The organism is Bacillus sp. GW823-FHT06A10, from assembly GCF_058795375.1.
Genome location: NZ_JBXAHT010000002.1, coordinates 103722 through 126328, shown reverse-complemented (window position 1 = coordinate 126328; position 22607 = coordinate 103722). Strand labels below are relative to the sequence as shown.

Below are 22607 nucleotides of genomic sequence, written 5' to 3'. Positions count from 1 at the left end.
TCAGTAACATTAAAGTGTTTTTTTCTGAAAATAATAAAAACCGAGCGTTTTTGCTCGGTTTTTATTATTAATCTTCTTTCGGAAGAACAATTCCTTTATACAATTGAACGGTAATGAAGTAATAAATCGCATAAATAACTACGAAAATTACAATTGGTACCCAAATACGGAAGTACGGATCGATTAAAATAAATCCGAAAATATTCATACCAACTAATACGTGAGCGATACCCACAATTGCTGGGAATAAGAATACTAAGAATAACTCTTTATAAATCGATTTCGTTAGTAACTCACGGCGCACACCGATTTTACGAAGCATTTGATAACGCGTAATATCTTTTGATGCACCAGAAAGAATTTTAAACATAAGGCAGCTTGCCATCATTGCTAAGAACGCAATTCCAAGGAAGAATCCCATAAATACTGTTCCACTCGCAATGCCATAGAACCCACTATAAGCTTGATATTTACTATCCATTTGTTCAGCTTTTACATTTTTATATTTATCTAGCTGCAACTCATCAAGTTTTTTCCATTCTTTTTTATATGTTAAAAAATCATCTGTTTTTCCGATAAATGCTATACCTTCTTTACCATTTATCCCATCGTACATTTTTTGATCTACAATTTTAATTGCATGATCATTGTATAAATAATATGGATGGATTGTACTAAAAGCATCTGTCCATTCCGCTGAAAGTTCTTTAGTATTCGCATCTTTTTGATTCATCTCTCTAGAAACTGCACCTACCGGTAGTTCCTCTGAAACTTTTTTCGTATTTACTAAATCCTTCATAGACTTCATCTTTGCCATATCTTTTACGAAAGGACGATTTTTCTCTAAATCTTCTTTTACATAGTAAACGTATTTATCATCAACTTTATAACGATATTCGCTTTTCTCTTTAAATGTAATACCATCTAAAATTTTCTTTTCTTCAGCTGTTGGATTATGAACTACTGAATCATATATTACTAAACCATCTACCATTTTTATAACGTTATTTTTAAATGCCATACCACCTGAAATTGCACCAGCTCCAAGTGCAACTAACATTGCCACTGTTGCAAGTACTTTCGTTAAACTATTAATTCGGAAGTTTAATTGTGCAAATGTAAAAGCATTAAGTCCTTTTTCACTACGCTTTTTATTACTTTTTAACTTTTTAATAATGACTGGAAGAAGTGAGCCAAATAGCATGTAAGTACCAGCTGTCGTTGTAATTAATGCAATAAGGATTCCCATCTCTTTTAGTTTTTCCATATAGATCATAGATGCATAACCTATACCTAATAAAATAACAGCAAGGAATGCCACTACAACTGTCTTTTTACCTTTTACTGCAACACGCTCTGTTTGTGCATCTGCATGTACTAGTTGCAATACAGAAATACGTGACAATTTAATACTGTTCATAATTGCTGATAATACAAATAGTGCAAAGAAGAAGATGCAAGTAACAGTCATAGATGGTAGATAAAATGCTTTATACCCTTCACCAGCAAATTCAAGCTGTTTCATTAATAACTGTCCAATACCTTCTGCAAGTCCTACTCCAACTGCAATCCCGATTGCAAGAGACGCAGCACCTAATACGATTGTTTCAATAAACATAAGTAATGTAACTTTATGTTTTTTCGCACCTAACATCATATACATACCGAACTCTTTTTGACGAAGAGATAATAAGAAAGAGTTTGCATATAAAATGTAGAAGAACGTTATAATTGCTAATAAAAATGAACCTGCTTGGAATACGAATCCAATAGATTTAATCACTGAATTAGATTCTAAAAATGCTTTATTCAGTGCTAACGTTTGGAACATGTAAAAAATTGAAATCGACATGACAAGACCAACAAGTAAGACGATATAATCTTTCAGCTTACTTTTCAGCCCCGACATGGAAAGTTTAAATAACATACTGGAACCTCCTTTCTTACGCCTTTTGTGTACCTAAATCTGCAAGTACATCTAAAATTTCTTTGTAGAACTCTTCACGCGTACCACCGCGATGAATTTCTTTATATAGCTCACCATCTTGAATGAATAAAATACGCTGACAGTAACTTGCACTATATGGATCATGCGTAACCATCATAATCGATACGCCTTGATCTTTATTTAAGTTTGTCATCGCATCAAGTAAACTCGTTGCATTTTTAGAATCAAGCGCTCCTGTTGGCTCGTCCCCTAAAATAATTGCCGGCTCATGCACAAGTGCACGCGCTGCTGCTGAACGTTGTTTCTGTCCACCAGATACTTCAGATGGATACTTTTGAAGAATTTCTGTAATCCCTAACATATCCGCTACTTTTTCTACTTTCGGTCCAATATTACGTGATGCGACACCTTGAAGAGATAATGGAAGTGCGATGTTTTCATAAATAGATAAGTTCTCTAATAGGTTAAAGTCTTGGAAAATGAATCCTAATTTTTGTGAACGGAAATCAGAAAGTTCACCTTGCTTCATTTTCGTAATATCCGTACCCGCAATTTCAACAACGCCGCCCGTTGCTTTATCAAGTGTTGAAATTACGTTTAATAATGTCGTTTTACCAGAACCAGATGGTCCCATAATCCCTACAAACTCACCCTCTTGAATTGAGAATGAAACACCTTTTAATGCATGTGATTGGTTCTCACCTTTTTTACCGTACACTTTTTGAACGTTTTTCACGTCTACAACTGGTTTCGTCATATATATCCTCCTACGCTTGTTTTTCCATTACCTATTTTGCGCTTTTTAGAGGCGAACTGCTATTTGTTAACATTACATTTACCTTACACTTTTGTAATATAAAAAAGGTGTGCTTGTAAGTTTGGCTTTTACTACTTTAAATATTAGTGACATATTGAATCGGTAAATGAAATTATATCGGCGATTTTTCAAATATATCGACCGTAATTCCAAATATATCGGCGCAACTACAAAAGCTGAAAATAAAAAATGGGCTGCTCCACAAAAGGAACAGCCCACTTCTCTCTTTATTTCTTTAAAGGTGTTACCGTCCAGTACGTAATAACACGCCAAATCCATTCTAATGGACCCATTTTAAAGATTTTCATCCAAATTACGCTAAAGACAATTTGAATTGCATAAATTGCAATACACACATATAAAGTCTGCATGTACGTTAAGTTTTCTGCAAAGTTAAATACACTTCCTGCGATTAAAATCATTGCAGTTTGTCCAATATAATTCGTTAAAGCCATGCGGCCATAATATTTCAATGGTGCTAATAATGTTTGAACTGGTTTTAACTGAAGTAATAAAATTAATGCTCCTACATAGAAAGCTGAAATAATTGGTCCAACTGTAATGCCAATTTTTAAGAATTGACCTGCAGCGTCCACTGTTCCATCCTCATTCATGAGCATCATATTTACAAATGGTTCGGCAGGAACGTGTCCATATTGATACCATAACGCGACAACACTTAAAACAAACATAATTCCTGTAAAAATAGCGACTTGTTTAATTTTTGCTGAAAGATTTTCAAATACTTTATACTGCCCCGCAGCAAGACCTAATAAAATTAACCCTAATGGTAATAATTCCTTAGCTGCCATAATACTAAAAGCTATCGTAAGAATAAGACCAATTACTACATTCACTTCTTTTTTCGCTTTATAAAACGGTAAAACGATTAACCCACAAATTGCGTATAACGCTAGTGCTTCTCCAGGCTGAAACATTTGATGAATTAAACCAAAAATAAATAATGCTACTAAGCGACGTAAAAATAAAACATAGCCATTTTTCCCTTTCGCAATCGCTCTTGAAATAAAGATATAGAATCCCACTCCAAATAAGAATGAGAAGATTGAGAAGAAACGACCTTCTACAAATAAGTATAAAAATCTTTGATAGCTAGCATCCACTGTATTAGGATCTGGAATTTTAATGTTAAGTAATGCGAGAATATTTACTAAAATAATTCCCAGTAGTGCAAAGCCACGAATGTAATCTAACTCATCAATTCGCTTGTTTGTAATATTGTTCCCCATAAAGCAACTCCTTGTATAAAATTTAATCCTTCCTTACTCTACTGGAGAAAGCTGCTCACAACTATCGACAAACCTTACATAAATCTTACATTATTGTCATATAGCAAAATAAAACCAGGTCATATTTCGACCTGGTTTACTCTGATTGTTTTGATTTTTGAGGTTGTCCTTTTTTACTATTACGCTGTTTTACTTGAACAATCGGATCAAGTTCATTCGAAAACTCAGCGTTATGTCCATTTTGTGTTTTTTGCTCTGGATTATTTTGATCTGAACGTTTCGCCATTACATTCACTCCTTATTAGTGCGGTGTAATAATCATTTGATGTTGCAATTGGCGAATTGCCATACGTGCTCTATTTAATTGCTCACGTTGCTCATCATTCGCATGTTGTTGCATCGTTTGTAAATCGTTATATGCTTGTTCTAATTGCAACTGCGCATCCGAATACTCCATCGTATTATAATGCTCTTGTCTCATACCTTGGTCTAATTGTTCTTTCGCATATTCCACCGCTTGTTCCGCTTGTGTAATATACGATTCAAGTGATTGACGCTCTGCCATAATTGTCCCTCCTTGCTTCAATTCCCCTTTAGTGTGTCCCTTCCTTATGAACCTTATGAGTATGTTATAATGGATTTTGTGTTATTTTGACTCGGCTTAGGAGGGAAAGTAATGAAGGTTCAAAACCCTTTTCCATATACAAACGACAATAAACGTTATCATACATGGAATTATCATTTACGAAATGAATTTGGTGAAAAAATCTTTAAAGTTTCATTAGATGCTGGCTTCGATTGCCCGAACCGTGACGGTACAGTTGCTTATGGCGGTTGTACATTTTGCAGTGCTGCTGGATCTGGTGACTTCGCTGGCGATCGCCGCGATGATGTTATAACGCAATATCATGAAATGAAAGAAAAAATGCGCTCAAAGTGGAAAGATGGAAAATGTATCGCTTATTTCCAGGCGTACACAAATACACATGCACCACTTGAAGTGTTAAAAGAAAAATTCGAACCGCTTCTAGCAGAAAAAGACGTTGTCGGTCTTTCTATCGCAACTCGTCCAGATTGTTTACCAGACGATGTTGTTGAATATTTAGCGGACTTAAATAAACGCACGTACCTTTGGGTTGAACTCGGACTACAGACCGTTCATGAACGTACTGCAAATCTTATTAATCGCGCTCACGATTATCCGTCTTATGTGGAAGGTGTAAATAAATTACGTAAGCATGGCATTCGAGTTTGCTCTCATATTATTAACGGTCTTCCTCTTGAAGATTACGACATGATGATGGAAACAGCACGTGAAGTAGCGAAGCTTGACGTACAAGGAATTAAAATCCACTTACTTCATTTATTAAAAGGAACGCCAATGGTGAAGCAATATGAAAAAGGACAACTCGAATTCCTTTCTCTTGAGGATTACGTAAGCCTCGTTGTTGACCAACTTGAAATTATTCCAGAAGACGTAATTGTGCACCGCATCACAGGTGACGGTCCGCCTGATTTAATGATCGGTCCAATGTGGAGCTTAAATAAATGGGAAGTATTAAATTCCATCGATGCAGAATTTGTACGCCGCGGAAGCTGGCAAGGAAAATATGCAAATGAGGAGAAACAAAAATGAAATTAGAACGTGTATTACCGTTTGCTCGTACTCTCTTGCAAACGGCAGTAAAAGAAGGCGATTACGCTGTAGATGCAACTTTAGGAAACGGCCATGACACTTGCTTCCTAGCTGAAATCGTTGGAGATAACGGAAAAGTATTTGGATTTGATATTCAAAAAGAGGCGATTGAAAGCTCAACAACTCGTCTAAAAGAAAAAAAACTTTTCGAACGTACTGTTTTAGTTCACGATAGTCACGATACACTTCTATCCGTATTACCGGAAGACGCACAAGGAAAAGTAACAGGTGCAATTTTCAACTTAGGTTACCTTCCTGGCGGAGACAAACATATCGTCACAAAACCGAACTCAACAATCTCGGCGATCGAGCAATTATTAGAAGTAATGGCGCCTGAAGGTATCATCGTCCTTGTCATTTACCACGGACATCCAGAAGGACAAGTAGAACGCGACGCTGTACTTAAATTTGCCGAAGAATTAGACCAAAAACAAGCACACGTACTGCAATACGGCTTCATTAACCAACAAAACAACCCGCCATTTATTGTGGCGATTGAGAAACGATAATATATCAACGATTTTTCAATTATATCTATCGTAACTCGGGATATATCAACGATTTTTTCGATATATCTATCATAACTTACAATATATCAACGATTTCTCGGATATATCGATTGTTCGACAAAACATAACAAAAAAAAGACGTGCATTCACTGCACGTCTTTTTTTATTCTCCTATATAATGGATATATACATTCTTAAAGGAGACGAAACAATGATCGGAATACTAGCAGGAATGGGTCCAAAATCAACTGGACCATTCGTCGATACAGTTGTAGCAAGGTGCCAAACAATATACGGAGCAAAGTATGATATGGACTTTCCTCATATGATGATTTACTCGTGCCCAACACCGTTTTACATGGATCGCCCTATTGATCACGAAGCGATGAAAAAAGCAATTATTGACGGAGCACAAAAACTTGAAAGTACTGGCGCAAGCTTTATTGCTATGCCGTGTAATACGGCGCATCTTTATTTTGAAGAATTACAGCGTTCGCTTTCTATCCCGATTTTAAATATAGTCGATGAAACGTTACAAGCAATTCCTGAAAATACAAAAAGAGTCGCTCTTCTCGCAACAGAAGCAACTGTTCAAGCTAGGATTTACCAAGATGGGATTGCAAAGCGTAATATAGAATACATTCATCATGAAAAATGGCAGGAAAGCATTAATCAAATTATTACTTACATTAAATCTGGAGAGATTGAAGAAGCTCGCGAATTGTGGAATGCGCTCGTTTTACAACTGAGAGATGAAGTAGATACTGCAATTATCGCGTGTACCGATTTGAATGTGGTGGCGAATGAGGATTTTGTTGATTCCTCTCAATATCTTGCTGAAGCGGTTGTTGAAATGTATTTATCAAATAAGAAGAAACATTTATAAACGTTGAAAACCCTAAAAACTTTTAACTTTCTTCACAATTCTTTCAAAGTAATCACACTTAATCTCGCTATATTAAATAAGTAGTTATTCATATAGGGAAGGTTAGGGGAACTGAAAGTATGAAACAAAATCGTTCGCTTCATTACATTTTTTGGCGTTGGCATTTTTATGCTGGACTTTTTATTACGCCGCTTCTTATTACTTTGTCACTGAGCGGAATTGGGTATTTATTTCGGGAGGAAGTTGAAGATTTCATCTATAAAGATTTATATTTTGGAAAGAGCGCTCAAACAGAATCTATTTCGATGGCTGATTCTATTTCCTTAACAGAGAAAAAATATCCACATTATAGCGTGGCGAAAATTAGTGAGTTTAATGGGGATTATAATACGAGACTTACGATTGCAAATGAGTATACTGGGCAACAAAAATATGTGTATTTAGATAGTAATAATCAAATTGTTGGGGATCAAAACGCAAGTGAAACGTTTGCCAATATAATGAGGGAATTACATAGTTCTCTTTTAGTTGGTGGCACTGTCGTCAACTATACTGTAGAACTTGCAGCATGCTGGACAATCTTTTTAATCGTAACCGGATTGTACATGAGTATACGCCAATTCAAAAACACACCATCATCCAATAAGCGAGAAAAAGCAAAAAGACGTCATTCTATTATCGGTATTATATTTACAATTCCTCTCTTTCTGCTAATCGCATCTGGATTGCCATGGTCAGGATTTATGGGGAACCAAATTTATAAAATTGCATCTTCTAATGAATCACTCGGATATCCAAAATTGTACATGGCACCGCCTGAATCAAAGGTAAAAGAATTGCCGTGGGCAACAAGAAAAGAAGCTCCTCCTGAATCGAATTCAAATGAACCGAAAGCAATTTCTGTCGATGAATTACAAAAAGGAATTGAAATAAAGAAGCCACATGTTATTTCACTACCAGCTGATCCGAAAGGTGTATTCACTGTTTCGAAATCGAGCGGTTCTGGTATTACAGGGATGCATGTTGCACCAAGTGAAGAGATAACAGCTTACTTTGATCAATATAGCGGGGAACTCATTTCAAAAACGGACTATCGTGATTATGGATTACTTGCACAATGGTTCACTTACGGTATTCCGCTTCATGAAGGACATTTATTCGGATGGCCAAATAAAATATTATGCTTACTAACGACATTATCTCTACTACTTCTCATTTATTACGGAATAAAAATGTGGTTAGCAAGAAAGCCGAAAGGAAAATTAGCAGCACCTCCAAAACAAAGAGATAAGAAAAGTATATTCGCTTTCTTTATCATGATGGTTATATTAGGCGCTGTCATGCCTTTATTCGGACTATCTGTTTTAGTTATTTTTGCAATTGAACTTCTCATATATGTATTTTCAAAAATACGATCATAATAAAAAGAAAACCACTCTACATGAGTGGTTTTCTTCATCACTGCGCCATTTTCTTTCGGTACATCTTCCCGTTCCAATAGAAGAATCTTGAAGTGAGGCCTCCGTACTTTACAATGCGCCGTGCCATTTTGTGCATATTCTTTTGTGCTGATACTTTTTGATCTGATAAATAAATACCAAGTAATCCTCGGCTTATAAGACGATGAAACTTCGCATGAGGCAAATCACCAATGCTCTTCTCTGCTTCTTCTACAAAGTGTTTCATACGATCTAATATAGCTTGCTCGTTTTCATAATAACTACAGAAATTCAAATCTCCGCCTATGCGGTCTTCTTCTTGATCGATGAAATAATCAAGTAAGATATGAAGTCCTTGTACGTAAGGAAAGTATCCTTGTCTAATTTTCGCAATATCTTCATCATGTAATTCATCATGAAATGCATATGCTACAAGGCAGAAAATTCCAAGCGTAGAACCGGCACATGCTGAAAATTCAAACCAGCTCATCTCAGGTAAGTTTTCTTTATGTGCTTCAAACCATGTTTTCAGGCGCGGTTCTCTCTCTTCTAACTTCACGTGTTTATGAATTTGTAAATCACAATAATAACAAGCAAGTTCATGGAGAACAGGAGCGATTTTGTCATAGTGCTTCGTTTTCTTTAAAACATCTTGGCACGTTTCAACAAGTTCATCTAAATAACCACCATCATCTTGATCATCACGGTAACGATAATAATTACCGCCACCTTCCACTTCAGGTGATAGTGCCATTAACATTGATTCATGTAGCGCGGCAAAATCATTCGGATCAAGTGATGTACTGCGATCACATAAATTATCTAAATAGTCACTGATTGTTTGATACGCTACGATAAAACGAATACATTCCTCTCGGTGTTCATTTGCTAGCAGCGATAAAATGCCACCACCCTCACAATGAAACGTTTTATGCTCAATACTTGCGATTGCCTGACTATGAAGCTCATCATTCGGAATATGGTAGGCACGCTCTTTCCACATCGCTAGCTCATGGTGTACAACCGGAAACACATCACGGTATACTTTCGCCATGAGCGTTATGGGATTACTCGGTACGTTCACTTCTTCCTTCATCTCCTCTATTAAATGTACAAATAATGATTTATTTGTTTGTTTTTACTATATTATTGACATGTATTTCAGTAAATGACTGAATATAATTCAAAATTTCATCACGCTCATACTCATTTAATAACTCGTGATAACAATTCGGCCATTCTTTATATGCCTTATCACCTATTTTAACATTATCAAACCACATGCGGACACGTGTTTTATCTACAAGTTTATCCTCACATGCTTGCATTAGCAAGAGCGGAACGTCTGGAAAATCGTCTATTTTTTTATGAGCAATTTCGATAGACTTAATCAATTCACTATACCAACGTACTGATACTTTGCGCAAGAACAATGAATCATTCTCCATTGCATCTCTCACTTCATGATTCCTTGTTGACATTTCCACCGTAAGATTCGTTGCAAATTGCAATTTTGGAGCCACAACATTTAATATTTTTGAAGCAAATTGAAGCGGGGCAGAGGGTCCAGTCACTACCCCTAAACAAGGCGAACTCAAAATAATACCCTCTACATCTTCTCTCTTCGTTTCTTGCATCATACGAATGACGATAAGACCACCCATACTATGACCGAATAGAAAAATAGGTAACCTATACTTTCTTGCTTCTTTCACCCATAATTTAACTTCCTCTATGTATTCATCAAATGAATCAATATGTCCTCTATTTCTTGAAGTTGTTCCATGTGATGGAAGATCCCCCATCACGACGTGGTAGCCGATGTGATTCCACATTTCCGCAACGGCTTCGTAACGTCCGTGATATTCCATTGCGCCGTGCACGATAACAATGACAGCTTTCGCTTCCTCTGCTTCATAATTCCACATACGGACCTCCTCCATTTCACTCTTTCTCATAATTTGATACACTAAAACTAGTCTCTAGGAAAGGAAGACTTTACATGATATATCCTTACAAAGAAAAAAAACCGAAAATTGCGAGTAGTGCTTTTATCGCTGACTATGTTACGATTACAGGCGACGTTTCCGTTGGCGAGGAATCAAGTATTTGGTTTAATACGGTCATCCGTGGTGATGTGTCACCAACAATCATTGGAGACCGAGTAAATGTACAAGACCAATGTACACTCCACCAAAGCCCTCAATATCCTCTTATTTTAGAAGATGATGTTACAGTTGGGCATCAAGTTATTTTACATAGCTGTCATATTAAAAAGGATGCTTTAATTGGAATGGGATCCATTATATTAGATGGTGCTGAAATTGGTGAAGGAGCTTTTATCGGCGCTGGAAGCCTCGTTTCACAAGGAAAGAAAATTCCACCAAACACGTTAGCTTTCGGTCGTCCCGCGAAAGTCATTCGTGAATTAACAGAAGAAGACCGTAAAGATATGGAGCGTATTCGTACGCAGTATGTTGAAAAAGGTCAATATTATAAATCACTACAAAAATGATTTTACTGCTGCCATAATACTGGCAGCTTTTTTTATATAAAAACTAACTTTTTCTTTACAAAACATTATTACTCCCTCAACAAAATCTTATTAAAATAAAAGCTAATATCTCCATATATATGTAAACGAGGGAGGAGAATTTTCATGAAGGTCAGTGGATTATATAAAATAGAATGTTACATTTTTAAAGGAATTAATCGCTACTTTGATCAAAAAACATTAAATATCTTTTTCAGCAATATAACCCATATCGGTGGTGCTACTTTCTCCATTGCACTTACACTTTTCTTTTTAATTTTTGCAAAAGGGACTTTACACCAAGCGGCAATCGCTGCTGCTATTTCTTTAGCAATTAGCCATATTCCTGTACAAATATTAAAAAGGTGGTATCCACGAAAACGTCCGTATTTAACAATTCAGGATGCGAAATATCCAGTCCATCCATTAAAAGACCACTCTTTCCCGTCTGGTCATACAACAGCCGTTTTCTCTGTCTTCATTCCATTTATTTGCTATAATCCAAGCTTACTTGCTTTCCTATTACCGTTAGCATTATGCGTCGGTATTTCTCGTATTTATTTAGGGCTTCACTATCCGTCAGATGTATTCGTCGGCATGTGCCTTGGCACTTGCTCTGGCATCATCTCTTTTTATCAATTCATCCCACTTTTCACATAAAGGAGTGATATGATGAGAGTCGCCATTTTTACCGATACTTTTACGCCACAAGTTAACGGGGTTGCGAAAACGTTAGAACGATTAACAAGTTACTTTCAAAAAGAACAGATCGCCTATTCTGTTTTCGCCCCTCAACATACAGCTGAAGATAATTTCGTGGCTAATGTGAACAAGATGAGAAGTATCCCGTTAACAATATTATATCCAGAATGTCGCTTTTCTTTTCCTACTCCGCGTATTAAACGGGAACTTCATTCCTTTAAACCTGACATTATTCACATTGCCACACCTTTCAACATGGGACTTTGTGGACTGTATTACGCCAAAAAGTTAAACATCCCAGTTGTCGGTTCTTATCATACTGATTTCGATGCGTATTTACGCTATTACAAAATTGAATTTCTCTCCAATATGCTTTGGAACTATTTAAAATGGTTTCATAGTCATATGCAAAAAAATTTCGTTCCCTCCCCTGAAACATTACATCAATTAAAAAATAAAGGCTTTCAGGCCCTCTCCATTTGGGGACGTGGTGTAGATTGCACACTCTTTCATCCAGCTTACAATACAGACCTATTCCGAAAAAAATATAATATTACAGCGAAGTACGTTCTTTCCTATGTAGGACGAATTGCTCCTGAAAAAGATATTGATACGTTGCAAAACCTTATCGTTAAAACATCGCATACTCGAAACGACATTCATTGGCTCATCGCAGGAGACGGACCTCTAGCAACAAATTTGCGTGAAGCTGTTCCACAAACAAATGTCACTTTTACTGGCTATTTACAAAGTGCAGATTTAGCTGAAGCATATGCTTGTTCTAACATAATGGTATTTCCATCAGCTACTGAAACATTCGGAAATGTCGTACTTGAATCACTCGCATGTGGCACACCTGTCATTGGTGCAAATAGTGGCGGGGTTAAAAATATTATTACAGATGGAAAAACGGGAATTCTTTGTCCCCCTAAAAATGAGGATGCATTTCTATCATCCATTTATTCTTTATTGCAAAATGAAGAAAAACTTGAGCAGATGGGAATAGCAGCTTCATCTTTTGCAAAATCAAAAAGCTGGGATGAGATCTTTCGCGGCTTACTTAACCAGTATGAAGAAGTCCTTCAGCATACCGCATCAGAGTTACTTGCTTGAACAGAAAAACTCCCTTCAAAAAACGAAGGGAGTTTATTACACACTTGTAAATTTTAGTTGAATGAATGATACATAAGGTGAAATATCATTTATTTCCATATTCATTATAGCAAAAATAAACATAACTAAACAGACTTGTAATAAAAACCCATAAAAATTAATATATGGTTATACAGTGTTTTTGCTGTATAATGATTTTAAGAATTCCCCTTAAAATCAACTTACTCACATACCTTTATACAGCAATTGTTCCCCAATTCTGTATATCAAAAAACCTTTCATTCATTTGAAAGGTTTTTTTGAGCCTGCACATATTCTTCTTTTGTATTTACATTTATAAACCAATCTGTATTCGCTTGTACATCTTCTCCAGCAACATACTTCACATTACATTGTGATAAAAGCTGCCCCATACTTCTTTTCTCTTCCTGAAGTAAAGCATAAATCTTTTCTTTCACACGGTTATGATACGCTGCAAGTAGCGGCTGTTTTCTTCCATTAATAATAGGTACAACTGCATCATATTCATTGCTCGTTTGCTCCAGTAAAATGGTAAACCATTCATGCGAAACATTTGGCGCATCGCAAGGCATAATAGCATACCAATCTGCTTCTATGTATTCCATTCCGGATACAATACCGGCCAGCGGTCCATTCCCTTTATAGTGCGGGATATCTTCTATAACAGGAACTTGTACGAATTGCTCTACTCGCTCTTTTATATCAGAATGACTAATGACTACAACTTCTTGGAGCGCACTTGTCATCTCTTTCAAAATATGCTCAATAAAAGTACTACCTTGCCAGCTCGCTAACGCTTTCGGCTCACCAAATCTACTCGACATACCGCCCGCTAATACAATTCCAGCCCACCTACTCATTGGCGATGTAGCTCAAATGTAATATGGCCTAATTCCGGTAAAATTAATTTATTCATCGCAAGGCGAACCGCCCCGCTCGATCCTGGCATCGAGAAAACTACTTTGCGCCCAATTGTACCCCCAATCGCTCTACTTAACATTGCGCTGCTCCCGATATCTTCTAAATAACTAATCATGCGGAACAACTCACCAAACCCGACAATCTCTTTATCTAATAGAGCTGACACTGCTTCAATTGTTACATCACGCTTCGTAATACCAGTACCGCCATTTGTTAATACAACATCTACATCTTCCTTATGATAACCAGCTAACACTGCTTGCTGAATACTTTCTTTATCATCTTTTACAATTTCATAAGAGGTTACTGTATGGCCCGCTTCTTTTAACAATTCATGTAATAGTTGTCCGCTCTTATCCGTTTCTTCCGTACGTGTATCGGAAATCGTAACAATCTTGCAACGCACTTCTTTTGGAGCTTGTTTTTTATGTTCAGTTACACTCATTTTTTATCTTTCCTTTCTTAAAGACTTTTCTTCATTTTATCATACATATCTTTACACAATTATGTATGAAGCCAATCATGCGCCATGATACAATATAAGTATACTAACCCACAAAAAGGAAACTGCACTTTCTTATACTCCTAGACTACATATCTTTAGTTACTCTTTATATTTTCTACATAATAGAATTCAATTTTAAAACTTGTACTAAAAAATAAATTGGAGGTCTACATAGTATGGAACTTTATAAAAAATTAACAACAACATTCATCCTCTTATTCATCGCTTCAATCACTGTCGGCTTTTCCTTAAAAGGTGCAATTCCATACGCTACATTAGTAAGCATTATATTCGCGACACTATTTTTACTAAACAGTGCCTTTTGCGCAGGTAAAGCACGTCAAATGAAAGGTTGATTGCATATCTTCCAGAAGAAATCCACCCTTTGTAAATCATGTAAAAGGAAATACAAACGTATGAAAAGGCATGGATTCATATGCCTTTTCCAGCAAGTGGCATGACTAATACGAAAAAGTATATTGAGCTAGAAGGCGAAGTATATTGCAAATCATGCATTCAAATTGTAAGTAAAACGAAATAAAAAAAGCTTTGCGCTCACCGCGCAAAGCTTTTTTTCATATATTATAGACCAGCTTGCTCTTTTAAAGCTGCAGCTTTGTCTGTACGTTCCCATGAAAGATCTACATCAGTACGTCCGAAGTGGCCGTAAGCTGCTGTTTGTTTGTAAATTGGGCGACGTAAGTCTAGCATTTTAATAATACCAGCTGGGCGAAGATCGAAGTTGTTACGAACTAGTTCTACTAGTACGTCTTCAGATACTTTACCTGTGCCGAATGTATCAACTGAAATTGATACTGGTTGTGCTACACCGATTGCGTATGCAAGTTGTACTTCTGCTTTGTCAGCAAGACCAGCTGCTACGATGTTTTTCGCAACATAACGAGCTGCATATGCTGCAGAACGGTCAACTTTTGTTGCATCTTTACCAGAGAATGCACCGCCGCCATGGCGAGCGTATCCACCGTAAGTATCAACGATGATTTTACGTCCTGTTAAACCAGCATCACCTTGTGGTCCACCAATTACGAAGCGGCCAGTTGGATTAATGAAGAATTTCGTTTCTCCATCCATTAATTCTGCTGGTACTACAGCTTTAATTACGTGCTCTTTTAAGTCGCGATCGATTTCTTCCCATGTAACATCTGGGTGATGTTGTGTAGAAATTACGATAGTATCAACACGTACTGGTTTACCATTTTCATCATACTCAACTGTAACTTGCGTTTTTCCATCTGGACGTAAGTATGATAATGTATCATCTTTACGTACTTCAGTTAAACGGCGAGCTAATTTGTGAGCAAGCGAGATTGGAAGTGGCATTAACTCTTGTGTTTCATTACATGCGAAACCAAACATTAAACCTTGGTCTCCTGCACCAATTGCCTCAATCTCAGCGTCAGTCATTTGACCTTCGCGTGCTTCTAGCGCTTGGTCAACACCCATAGCGATGTCAGCAGACTGCTCATCGATAGATGTTAAAACAGCACAAGTTTCTGCATCGAATCCGTATTTTGCGCGTGTGTAACCAATGCCTTGAATTGTTTCACGAACGATTTTTGGAATATCTACGTAAGTAGAAGTCGTAATTTCCCCCGCTACCAATACTAAACCAGTTGTTACAGTTGTTTCACAAGCTACACGTGCATTTGCGTCTTTTGATAAGATCGCATCTAAAATTGAATCAGAAATTTGGTCACAAATTTTATCTGGATGTCCTTCAGTTACAGACTCAGATGTGAACAGATGACGTTTTTTTGTCATGTGGTAAACCTCCCTACAGTAATTGTATATATTGTACGGAACTCATCCTTAATTTGCCACAAACTGCGACATACATTTATTCTCCCACACAAGCATACAGAAAAACCTTTCCTACTTTACATAGAGGAAAGGTTTAATTTGCTACTTGCATACTGCTTTTTGCCCTTCGCTCTTATCGTTCGAGACCTGTAGCCTCGCACAGGTTTTAGCACCTATTCACCTGCATTTATCAATACAAGTGAGGTTGCTGGGCTTCATCGGGCCTGTCCCTCCGCCAGCTCGGGATAAGAGAGTATCCGTCCCAACCTATACTAAAGAAATGATATTCATTTGTCAATTAATATTCACATTTTCCTGAAAGTTTTTCTCAATACGCCTGAAATGAAATATTAATAGGGAAATAATACATTCACACAAACAAAAAGAAATAAATAGTATACATTATTTATATAATTGTGTTATACTCTTGTTGGGGATTACGAGAAATATTTCATTAAATGAAAAGGATGGTATATAAATATGAGTACTGTGAATGTCCAAATTGGTTTACACGAATTATTGAACGGAAGCAATGCACAGATTCAACTAAGTGTTCCGCAATTAGTGGAAAAAGTATTAATGCGAAATGAAGGGAAATTAACTTCGACTGGTGCCGTTTCTGCTTCAACTGGAAAATATACAGGACGTTCTCCTAAAGATAAATTTATTGTGAAAGAAGCATCGGTTGCTGACAAAATTGCTTGGGGAGCTGTGAACCAACCGATTTCTGAAGAACATTTTAATAAATTATATACTAAAGTTTTAGAATACTTAAAAGAAAAAGAAGAGTTATTCGTCTTCAAAGGATTTGCAGGCGCTGACCGCAATTACCGCCTACCAATTCAAGTTATTAACGAATATGCATGGCACAATTTATTTGTACATCAATTATTCATTCGTCCAACTGAAGAAGAATTAACAACTCATGAATCAGAGTTCACAATTGTTTCTGCACCGAATTTCAAAGCTGATCCAGCTGTTGACGGTACAAACTCTGAAGCATTCATTATGGTTTCATTCGAAAAACGTATCGTACTAATTGGTGGTACAGAATACGCTGGAGAAATGAAAAAATCAATCTTCTCTATTATGAACTTCTTATTACCTGAACAAGATATCCTTTCTATGCATTGCTCTGCAAACGTAGGTGAAGAAGGCGACGTAGCACTATTCTTCGGTTTATCTGGAACAGGTAAAACAACATTATCTGCTGATCCAAACCGTAAATTAATCGGTGATGATGAGCACGGTTGGTCTGATAACGGTGTATTCAATATTGAAGGCGGTTGCTATGCAAAATGTGTAAACCTTTCTCACGAGAAAGAACCACAAATTTTCGATGCAATCAAATTTGGATCTGTTTTAGAAAACGTTATCATTAATGACCAAACGCGTATCGCCGACTACAACGATACTACTTTAACAGAAAATACTCGTGCTGCATACCCTATGCATGCGATCGACAATATCGTACTGCCAAGTGTTGCTGGACACCCAAATACAATTATTTTCTTAACTGCTGATGCATCTGGCGTATTGCCTCCAATCAGTAAGTTATCAAAAGAGCAAGCTATGTATCATTTCTTAAGTGGTTACACTAGTAAACTAGCAGGAACAGAGCGCGGCGTTACATCTCCGCAAGCTACATTCTCAACTTGCTTCGGTTCACCATTCTTACCACTTGATGCATCTCGCTACGCTGAAATGCTTGGTGAAAAAATCGAGAAACACGATGCGAAAGTATTCCTAGTAAACACTGGCTGGACTGGCGGCGAGTACGGAGTTGGTAAACGTATGAACTTAGGTTATACTCGTGCAATGATTCAAGCAGCATTAAGCGGCGAACTTGCAAAAACTGAAACAGCTAAACATGACATCTTCGGTCTTGAAGTTCCACTTCACGTACCAGGTGTACCTGACGAAGTGTTAATGCCTGAACAAACTTGGGCTGATAAAGCTGCTTACAAAGCAAAAGCAATCGAGCTTGCAAATGAATTCAAAGAGAACTTCAAAAAGTTCGAAAGCGTTTCTGAAGATATCATTAACTTAGGCGGTCCAATCGCTTAAATTAAAACTTTCTGTTGGAATAACCCTTTACTCATATGAATAAGTGTCGTGTAACCGTAAAGTTTCGCGTACTCACCGACAAAACCCAATGCGGCTTAACGGTTACACACACTTACATAAAAAAGAAGCTTACGTGAAAACGTAAGCTTCTTTCTATATCTTATATAAAGTGAAATGCTAATCTCTTCATCTGTGACCTAGATTATAAAATTACAGCTTCGAATATATACATTATATCACTACTCGCTACATCTCTCGAGTTTCACATCGTATGGGGTTAAAAAAGGCCCTGACCGCTTCTATTTGTGGCTGGATCATCTATTCCATCTAAAAAGAAGTCTTTTATCTTTTTATCTCTTTTAGCTCTTTGTTAGTTCTTTCTCATCTTTCATGCTATAGTATCCTAAATTCACAACGATTAAGAAATAACCACCCATAATCCCTACTGCAAATGCCCACATAACCATGTGGTGCTCAATTTCGTACATAATAATAGCACCCAAAATGGCAGCTGCAAAACGGTTAAACATACCGAGTGTCGGTGCTTTCGTCTTCTTTACAATACTATCTCCAAGCTTCTCAATTCTTCTCCCTAGAAGCCAAACGCAATACATACTTACAATAAGCCCAATTCCAGCGCCTAAAAAGTGTGCTGAAAACGGTGTTAACATCCAACCTAGTAACAAAATACCTAGTATATAATACGATTGGATTTTAAATGATCTTAGTGACATACTAATCATGCTGTACCTCTCTTCATTCGTTCTTATCTATCCAACAAAAAATTTCTTTCAAATTCATATTCCTTACATCCATTTCACTCAAATTAAAAACAACATAAACAGTATGTTTATGTTGTTTAAATGCTTTTAGAAAATAATATTATACAAGATTTCAAACATTATATTCTCATATTTTGTGACGGTTTTTCAAACTTTTTTCGTCCATTTATGAAAAAAATGATATCAATTTATGAACATACGGATATGATGTAATAAGCACACAAATAAAGGGGGCGTCTAATGATTTATTTTTTAATGGCTCTCATTCATCTCATTATCCCTGCACTTATCGGACTTTCGTTGTATTGGTACACGAAAAACCATAGCATTTTTTACGCTGTCCTCGGTGTTCTTCTTCCAGGTATTATTCTTATTACACTCTTCCGTATTCCATTTTTAAACTTAATTCCACTTATTACTGCTATCTTATTTCTCATCTTCTTACCAAAAATAAAAAAATAGGAAAGCAGATCATAGGTGATCTGTTTTCCTATTTTGATATAGGTTCCCCTGCAATAGAATGAACTTTTACTTTCTCCGATTTCACAAACCATAAACCGACAAAAATGATAATTCCACCGATGATTTGTTGAAACGATACATATTCATTTGCCCAGACAGCTGCAAATAAAACAGCTACAAGCGGCGTTATATACATATATACCATCGTATGTGACGCCCCAATTTTTTGAACACCAACATACCACATTACTAGACCAAATACTGTGACAAAGAAAATAGAATATAGTAAAGCAAATAGTGTCATTCCGTGAGTAATGTGAAATGGCATGACAAACACATGCGGACCACTTAACAATAATAGCGGAATCGCACCCACTAATGCAGACCATGCTGTAACACGTAATGCTGAATATTTTTTAATTAATGGTCCTGCTAAAACAGGATAAAGCCCCCAGCATATTGATGTAATAAGTCCAATTCCATTGCCATAAAAAGAACTAGTAAGTGAATGTCCTGCTACTAAAACTAATGCTGCACCAACAAAAGCAATCATAGAACCGATTAACTTTCGAGAAGAAAAATTTTCTTGTTTCAGAAAAATCGCAAATACAGTTGTAAAAATAGGTGAAATAGAAATGAGTAAAGAGGCATTTGTAGCGGATGTATATTTGACAGTTTCCATAAATAACGTTTGATACAGTATAATACCTACAACGCTAACGATGATTAGTCTAGGTATATCCTTTCGCTCCATATAAACCGACTTTTCAATAAAAAAGGTAAGAAGTAACAGGAGCGGTGCCGCCGCCATCATACGAAGTGCAGTAAATTCAATTGCTGTAAATTCTAAAAATCCATACTTTGCAATCGTATAGTTAATCCCCCAAATAATAACAACACTTAAAATTAATAACTCAATTCCCCATCTTCTCATGCGTATCCCCTCCGCAAAGAAGATTATACAGAAAATTCAATCACATGTACATTTCATTATGTGAAAAAATCTTTTTACTATTGAAACGTTTTGGTAAATGAAATTATATCGGCGATTTCCCAAATATATCAGCGCAACTCCATTTATATCAGCGATTTTTTCAATATATCGACTTATCAACAAAAATCGACAATAATAGCGACTTATAAAATAAAAAAATGTGAGTCCAAAATACATTTTGGACTCACATTTCCTTTACTATACTCGAACGTGTAATTTCATATTTGGATTATAAAACTGGCTTGGGCTCTTCAACTGAAAAGTTCCTCCACCTTCATGCCAATCAACCGTTAACTTATCGTCCATAAATACAAGCTTTGTACGATCAGCGATAAAATTCATTGTGCTTGATTCAATATCCACATCGCGCTCATCTTTCTCTGCTACAGCTACTAAATCGATGATTCCGCTCATAACACAACCGCAACCCTCATTATCGTAAAATAACTTTATATATTTCGCTTCACTTGGAATCGTATCCATAATCTTTTTATATGCTGCTTCTGTTACAGTAACGTACATATGTTAATCTTCATCCTCTCTTCTCTTATCATTTATATATTGTATCACCATTTTTCTTAAAAGTTATATACAGAAAATTAAGACTAATATACAATGTATGTCATAAAGTTTCAGCAATCGAGCTTTTATGAGTAGTTCATGCAGGAGAAAGGATGTTTACTATCTGTGTTCAAACTACAACGATATCCTATGTTATTAGGTCTATTTAGTAGTTTCTTCATTTCTAGCGGAATGCTATTACAGCATGTACTTCCCTATTCTCCTTCTATTGGCTGGATTCTAGGTTTTATTTGTTTCCTATCCGCTTCTTATTTTGCTACGAAGAATACAAACAACTCATAAAGCAAGAATCATCTTAAGGAGGATTATCAAACATGCCAGCCTTAAAAAAAATAGAGCAATCACTCGATCACTTATTTCAAATTGAAAAATACGGAAAAGATAGCGCCTTTAGTCGATTTATCCCAGCCGTATATGATCCTATCAAATTTCCTTGGCAACAATTTTTCGAAGCAAATTTTGTAGATTTATTTAACGGCCTTATGATGCACGGATCTGAAAATGTAAACAAAGTATTTTTAGCTGTATTCCCTACAGATGACGTTCTTGAAACATTCATTTCACAATCCACACCCGGTGATTTACTCTTTATGCACCATCCCCTTGTAATGGAGTGCGGTGATCCAATTGGAAGATCAGGCCGCGGTTTCATACCAATTCCTGAAAAATATTTGCAAGGAATAAAGGAAAAACAACTTTCTATATATACATGTCACGTACCAATGGATTTTCATCAAACACATGGAACGAGTATTTCAATTGCAAAAGCATTAAATGCTACTGTAGTGGACAACTTTGCATATGGAGGTCCAGAACAAGAACCAGTTGGCCTTATTTGTGAAATAGATGAAACATCAACAGAAGCACTCCAAAAACATCTAAAACAACTCTTCCAGATTCCTTACACAGACTTCGAAGGTAAACGACATGATTCCATCAAAAAAATCGCAATTATCGCTGGATGTGGCGATGTTGTATCTTTAATGAAGGAAGCAGAAGAAAAAGGTGCTGAAGCATATATTACAGGAGAAATCCATTGCCATATCGACAATAATTACGGCCGACATAAATACTCGCTCATTATGGATTATGTAAAAGAAACGAATATGTCTCTAATTGGCGTGTCACACTCTGCCTCTGAATATTTAGTAAAAGAGACATTGATGTATGATTGGTTTAAAGAGAATTTTGATGTGGATGTTATTTTGCTTCCGCAGGAGAAATGGTGGCTCTAACACTACTTAATTCTCCTCCCGCTATCTTTTGAAATCTAGACACAAAATACGATCTGCCACACAAAATTATAGAATTCATAATATATATATAGTAGTTCTATTTTAAAAACTAGATTTTGAAAATATAGAAAGGAGAACATATATGTACCCACGTAATTATTTTAGTTGCGACGGCAGGCGCAACAGCGGTTCTAACGGAAACACTGGGCCCACGGGGAACACCGGATCCACGGGGAACACCGGATCCACGGGGAACACCGGACCCACGGGGAACACCGGACCCACGGGGAACACCGGACCCACGGGGAACACCGGACCCACGGG

At 36.6% G+C, this 22607-nt stretch carries 25 protein-coding genes and 1 riboswitch; of the genes, 12 read left to right on the top strand and 13 right to left on the bottom strand.

Annotation, left to right across the window (positions count from 1 at the left end; all coding sequences use genetic code 11):
* Positions 1-67 precede the first annotated feature (67 nt).
* The 5 genes from AC1Q8M_RS15405 to AC1Q8M_RS15385 all read right to left on the bottom strand — a co-directional run bounded on the left by AC1Q8M_RS15405 (position 68) and on the right by AC1Q8M_RS15385 (position 4580).
* On the bottom strand, positions 68-1927 hold the full coding sequence (locus tag AC1Q8M_RS15405) for an FtsX-like permease family protein (protein ID WP_050822136.1): 1860 nt from the start codon (positions 1925-1927) through the stop codon (positions 68-70).
* Between the two features lie 16 nt (positions 1928-1943).
* On the bottom strand, positions 1944-2705 hold the full coding sequence (locus AC1Q8M_RS15400) for an ABC transporter ATP-binding protein (RefSeq protein WP_000165837.1): 762 nt from the start codon (positions 2703-2705) through the stop codon (positions 1944-1946).
* 287 nt (positions 2706-2992) lie between these two features.
* Positions 2993-4015, bottom strand: coding sequence for a DUF418 domain-containing protein (locus tag AC1Q8M_RS15395; RefSeq protein ID WP_061660245.1), 1023 nt, complete (start codon positions 4013-4015; stop codon positions 2993-2995).
* Between the two features lie 136 nt (positions 4016-4151).
* Complete coding sequence (locus AC1Q8M_RS15390) at positions 4152-4301, bottom strand: hypothetical protein (RefSeq protein WP_001129340.1); 150 nt, start codon at positions 4299-4301, stop codon at positions 4152-4154.
* Between the two features lie 15 nt (positions 4302-4316).
* Positions 4317-4580, bottom strand: a complete 264-nt coding sequence (locus tag AC1Q8M_RS15385; RefSeq protein ID WP_000840869.1) for a YtzC family protein — start codon at positions 4578-4580, stop codon at positions 4317-4319.
* Positions 4581-4691: 111 nt separating this feature from the next.
* Here AC1Q8M_RS15385 and mnmL point away from each other — a divergent pair, with 111 nt between their 5' ends.
* The 4 genes from mnmL to AC1Q8M_RS15365 all read left to right on the top strand — a co-directional run bounded on the left by mnmL (position 4692) and on the right by AC1Q8M_RS15365 (position 8527).
* Positions 4692-5651 carry a tRNA modification radical SAM protein MnmL/YtqA gene (gene mnmL, locus AC1Q8M_RS15380; protein WP_000868033.1) on the top strand — a complete coding sequence of 320 codons (960 nt, stop codon included), beginning with the start codon at positions 4692-4694 and terminating at the stop codon, positions 5649-5651.
* A complete protein-coding gene (gene mnmM, locus AC1Q8M_RS15375) occupies positions 5648-6220 on the top strand; it encodes a tRNA 5-(aminomethyl)-2-thiouridylate-methyltransferase MnmM (RefSeq protein WP_098361134.1) in 573 nt (190 codons plus the stop codon). Before mnmL ends, mnmM begins: the two co-directional genes overlap by 4 nt.
* Before the next feature lie 211 nt (positions 6221-6431).
* The gene (locus AC1Q8M_RS15370) at positions 6432-7106 is read left to right on the top strand and encodes an aspartate/glutamate racemase family protein (protein WP_090976843.1); all 675 of its coding nucleotides are present in this window, start codon (positions 6432-6434) and stop codon (positions 7104-7106) included.
* 119 nt (positions 7107-7225) lie between these two features.
* Entirely contained in the window at positions 7226-8527 is a 1302-nt protein-coding gene (locus AC1Q8M_RS15365; RefSeq protein ID WP_098361133.1) for a PepSY-associated TM helix domain-containing protein, read from the top strand.
* Between the two features lie 37 nt (positions 8528-8564).
* On the opposite strand, the gene AC1Q8M_RS15360 is transcribed toward AC1Q8M_RS15365, so the two are convergent.
* Both AC1Q8M_RS15360 and AC1Q8M_RS15355 read right to left on the bottom strand, forming a co-directional pair.
* The gene (locus AC1Q8M_RS15360; RefSeq protein ID WP_001102475.1) at positions 8565-9629 is read right to left on the bottom strand and encodes a tetraprenyl-beta-curcumene synthase family protein; all 1065 of its coding nucleotides are present in this window, start codon (positions 9627-9629) and stop codon (positions 8565-8567) included.
* A gap of 40 nt (positions 9630-9669) precedes the next feature.
* Entirely contained in the window at positions 9670-10473 is an 804-nt protein-coding gene (locus AC1Q8M_RS15355; protein ID WP_025118653.1) for an alpha/beta hydrolase, read from the bottom strand.
* Positions 10474-10547: 74 nt separating this feature from the next.
* Between AC1Q8M_RS15355 and AC1Q8M_RS15350 the strand changes: the two genes are divergently transcribed.
* The 3 genes from AC1Q8M_RS15350 (at position 10548) to AC1Q8M_RS15340 (ending at position 12893) form a co-directional block, all read left to right on the top strand.
* Positions 10548-11060, top strand: a complete 513-nt coding sequence (locus AC1Q8M_RS15350; RefSeq protein WP_153593537.1) for a gamma carbonic anhydrase — start codon at positions 10548-10550, stop codon at positions 11058-11060.
* Between the two features lie 144 nt (positions 11061-11204).
* Positions 11205-11738, top strand: coding sequence for a phosphatase PAP2 family protein (locus AC1Q8M_RS15345; RefSeq protein ID WP_000868578.1), 534 nt, complete (start codon positions 11205-11207; stop codon positions 11736-11738).
* 12 nt (positions 11739-11750) lie between these two features.
* Positions 11751-12893, top strand: coding sequence for a glycosyltransferase family 4 protein (locus AC1Q8M_RS15340; RefSeq protein ID WP_098361132.1), 1143 nt, complete (start codon positions 11751-11753; stop codon positions 12891-12893).
* 278 nt (positions 12894-13171) lie between these two features.
* Here AC1Q8M_RS15340 and AC1Q8M_RS15335 read toward each other — a convergent pair whose 3' ends face one another.
* Together AC1Q8M_RS15335 and AC1Q8M_RS15330 are read right to left on the bottom strand one after the other, a co-directional pair.
* Complete coding sequence (locus tag AC1Q8M_RS15335; protein WP_098855694.1) at positions 13172-13774, bottom strand: molybdenum cofactor guanylyltransferase; 603 nt, start codon at positions 13772-13774, stop codon at positions 13172-13174.
* The gene (locus tag AC1Q8M_RS15330) at positions 13771-14280 is read right to left on the bottom strand and encodes a MogA/MoaB family molybdenum cofactor biosynthesis protein (protein WP_000117130.1); all 510 of its coding nucleotides are present in this window, start codon (positions 14278-14280) and stop codon (positions 13771-13773) included. Before AC1Q8M_RS15330 ends, AC1Q8M_RS15335 begins: the two co-directional genes overlap by 4 nt.
* 236 nt (positions 14281-14516) lie before the next feature.
* On the opposite strand from AC1Q8M_RS15330, the gene AC1Q8M_RS15325 reads away from it, so the two are divergent.
* Entirely contained in the window at positions 14517-14696 is a 180-nt protein-coding gene (locus AC1Q8M_RS15325; protein ID WP_098855695.1) for a hypothetical protein, read from the top strand.
* 226 nt (positions 14697-14922) lie between these two features.
* Here AC1Q8M_RS15325 and metK read toward each other — a convergent pair whose 3' ends face one another.
* Complete coding sequence (gene metK, locus AC1Q8M_RS15320) at positions 14923-16122, bottom strand: methionine adenosyltransferase (RefSeq protein WP_000163117.1); 1200 nt, start codon at positions 16120-16122, stop codon at positions 14923-14925.
* A gap of 169 nt (positions 16123-16291) precedes the next feature.
* A riboswitch (SAM riboswitch) is annotated at positions 16292-16413 on the bottom strand.
* 228 nt (positions 16414-16641) lie between these two features.
* Between metK and pckA the strand changes: the two genes are divergently transcribed.
* Positions 16642-18228: a phosphoenolpyruvate carboxykinase (ATP) gene (gene pckA / locus AC1Q8M_RS15315; RefSeq protein ID WP_053563510.1), complete on the top strand. Its 1587-nt coding sequence runs from the start codon at positions 16642-16644 to the stop codon at positions 18226-18228.
* A gap of 359 nt (positions 18229-18587) precedes the next feature.
* Here the strand turns inward: pckA and AC1Q8M_RS15310 are convergent, their stop codons facing one another.
* Positions 18588-18971: an ATP synthase subunit I gene (locus AC1Q8M_RS15310; RefSeq protein WP_000624926.1), complete on the bottom strand. Its 384-nt coding sequence runs from the start codon at positions 18969-18971 to the stop codon at positions 18588-18590.
* Between the two features lie 279 nt (positions 18972-19250).
* On the opposite strand from AC1Q8M_RS15310, the gene AC1Q8M_RS15305 reads away from it, so the two are divergent.
* A complete protein-coding gene (locus AC1Q8M_RS15305) occupies positions 19251-19472 on the top strand; it encodes a hypothetical protein (protein ID WP_000639042.1) in 222 nt (73 codons plus the stop codon).
* 28 nt (positions 19473-19500) lie between these two features.
* Here the strand turns inward: AC1Q8M_RS15305 and AC1Q8M_RS15300 are convergent, their stop codons facing one another.
* Both AC1Q8M_RS15300 and AC1Q8M_RS15295 read right to left on the bottom strand, forming a co-directional pair.
* A complete protein-coding gene (locus AC1Q8M_RS15300) occupies positions 19501-20406 on the bottom strand; it encodes a DMT family transporter (protein WP_098361131.1) in 906 nt (301 codons plus the stop codon).
* A gap of 258 nt (positions 20407-20664) precedes the next feature.
* A complete protein-coding gene (locus AC1Q8M_RS15295) occupies positions 20665-20988 on the bottom strand; it encodes an iron-sulfur cluster biosynthesis family protein (RefSeq protein WP_000289570.1) in 324 nt (107 codons plus the stop codon).
* 165 nt (positions 20989-21153) lie between these two features.
* On the opposite strand from AC1Q8M_RS15295, the gene AC1Q8M_RS15290 reads away from it, so the two are divergent.
* Positions 21154-21330, top strand: a complete 177-nt coding sequence (locus AC1Q8M_RS15290; protein ID WP_015406513.1) for a hypothetical protein — start codon at positions 21154-21156, stop codon at positions 21328-21330.
* A gap of 32 nt (positions 21331-21362) precedes the next feature.
* Positions 21363-22283, top strand: coding sequence for a Nif3-like dinuclear metal center hexameric protein (locus tag AC1Q8M_RS15285; RefSeq protein ID WP_098311936.1), 921 nt, complete (start codon positions 21363-21365; stop codon positions 22281-22283).
* Positions 22284-22607 lie beyond the last annotated feature (324 nt).

Coding starts and splice junctions, on each gene's coding strand:
- AC1Q8M_RS15285 (WP_098311936.1), top strand. CDS start 21,363: ATGCCAGCCTTAAAAAAAATAGAGCAATCACTCGATCACTTATTTCAA.
- AC1Q8M_RS15340 (WP_098361132.1), top strand. CDS start 11,751: ATGAGAGTCGCCATTTTTACCGATACTTTTACGCCACAAGTTAACGGG.
- metK (WP_000163117.1), bottom strand. CDS start 16,122: ATGACAAAAAAACGTCATCTGTTCACATCTGAGTCTGTAACTGAAGGA.
- AC1Q8M_RS15370 (WP_090976843.1), top strand. CDS start 6,432: ATGATCGGAATACTAGCAGGAATGGGTCCAAAATCAACTGGACCATTC.
- pckA (WP_053563510.1), top strand. CDS start 16,642: ATGAGTACTGTGAATGTCCAAATTGGTTTACACGAATTATTGAACGGA.
- mnmM (WP_098361134.1), top strand. CDS start 5,648: ATGAAATTAGAACGTGTATTACCGTTTGCTCGTACTCTCTTGCAAACG.
- AC1Q8M_RS15305 (WP_000639042.1), top strand. CDS start 19,251: ATGATTTATTTTTTAATGGCTCTCATTCATCTCATTATCCCTGCACTT.
- AC1Q8M_RS15385 (WP_000840869.1), bottom strand. CDS start 4,580: ATGGCAGAGCGTCAATCACTTGAATCGTATATTACACAAGCGGAACAA.
- AC1Q8M_RS15390 (WP_001129340.1), bottom strand. CDS start 4,301: ATGGCGAAACGTTCAGATCAAAATAATCCAGAGCAAAAAACACAAAAT.
- AC1Q8M_RS15295 (WP_000289570.1), bottom strand. CDS start 20,988: ATGTACGTTACTGTAACAGAAGCAGCATATAAAAAGATTATGGATACG.
- AC1Q8M_RS15335 (WP_098855694.1), bottom strand. CDS start 13,774: ATGAGTAGGTGGGCTGGAATTGTATTAGCGGGCGGTATGTCGAGTAGA.
- mnmL (WP_000868033.1), top strand. CDS start 4,692: ATGAAGGTTCAAAACCCTTTTCCATATACAAACGACAATAAACGTTAT.
- AC1Q8M_RS15395 (WP_061660245.1), bottom strand. CDS start 4,015: ATGGGGAACAATATTACAAACAAGCGAATTGATGAGTTAGATTACATT.
- AC1Q8M_RS15300 (WP_098361131.1), bottom strand. CDS start 20,406: ATGAGAAGATGGGGAATTGAGTTATTAATTTTAAGTGTTGTTATTATT.
- AC1Q8M_RS15330 (WP_000117130.1), bottom strand. CDS start 14,280: ATGAGTGTAACTGAACATAAAAAACAAGCTCCAAAAGAAGTGCGTTGC.
- AC1Q8M_RS15400 (WP_000165837.1), bottom strand. CDS start 2,705: ATGACGAAACCAGTTGTAGACGTGAAAAACGTTCAAAAAGTGTACGGT.
- AC1Q8M_RS15355 (WP_025118653.1), bottom strand. CDS start 10,473: ATGTGGAATTATGAAGCAGAGGAAGCGAAAGCTGTCATTGTTATCGTG.
- AC1Q8M_RS15405 (WP_050822136.1), bottom strand. CDS start 1,927: ATGTTATTTAAACTTTCCATGTCGGGGCTGAAAAGTAAGCTGAAAGAT.
- AC1Q8M_RS15325 (WP_098855695.1), top strand. CDS start 14,517: ATGGAACTTTATAAAAAATTAACAACAACATTCATCCTCTTATTCATC.
- AC1Q8M_RS15350 (WP_153593537.1), top strand. CDS start 10,548: ATGATATATCCTTACAAAGAAAAAAAACCGAAAATTGCGAGTAGTGCT.
- AC1Q8M_RS15310 (WP_000624926.1), bottom strand. CDS start 18,971: ATGATTAGTATGTCACTAAGATCATTTAAAATCCAATCGTATTATATA.
- AC1Q8M_RS15345 (WP_000868578.1), top strand. CDS start 11,205: ATGAAGGTCAGTGGATTATATAAAATAGAATGTTACATTTTTAAAGGA.
- AC1Q8M_RS15365 (WP_098361133.1), top strand. CDS start 7,226: ATGAAACAAAATCGTTCGCTTCATTACATTTTTTGGCGTTGGCATTTT.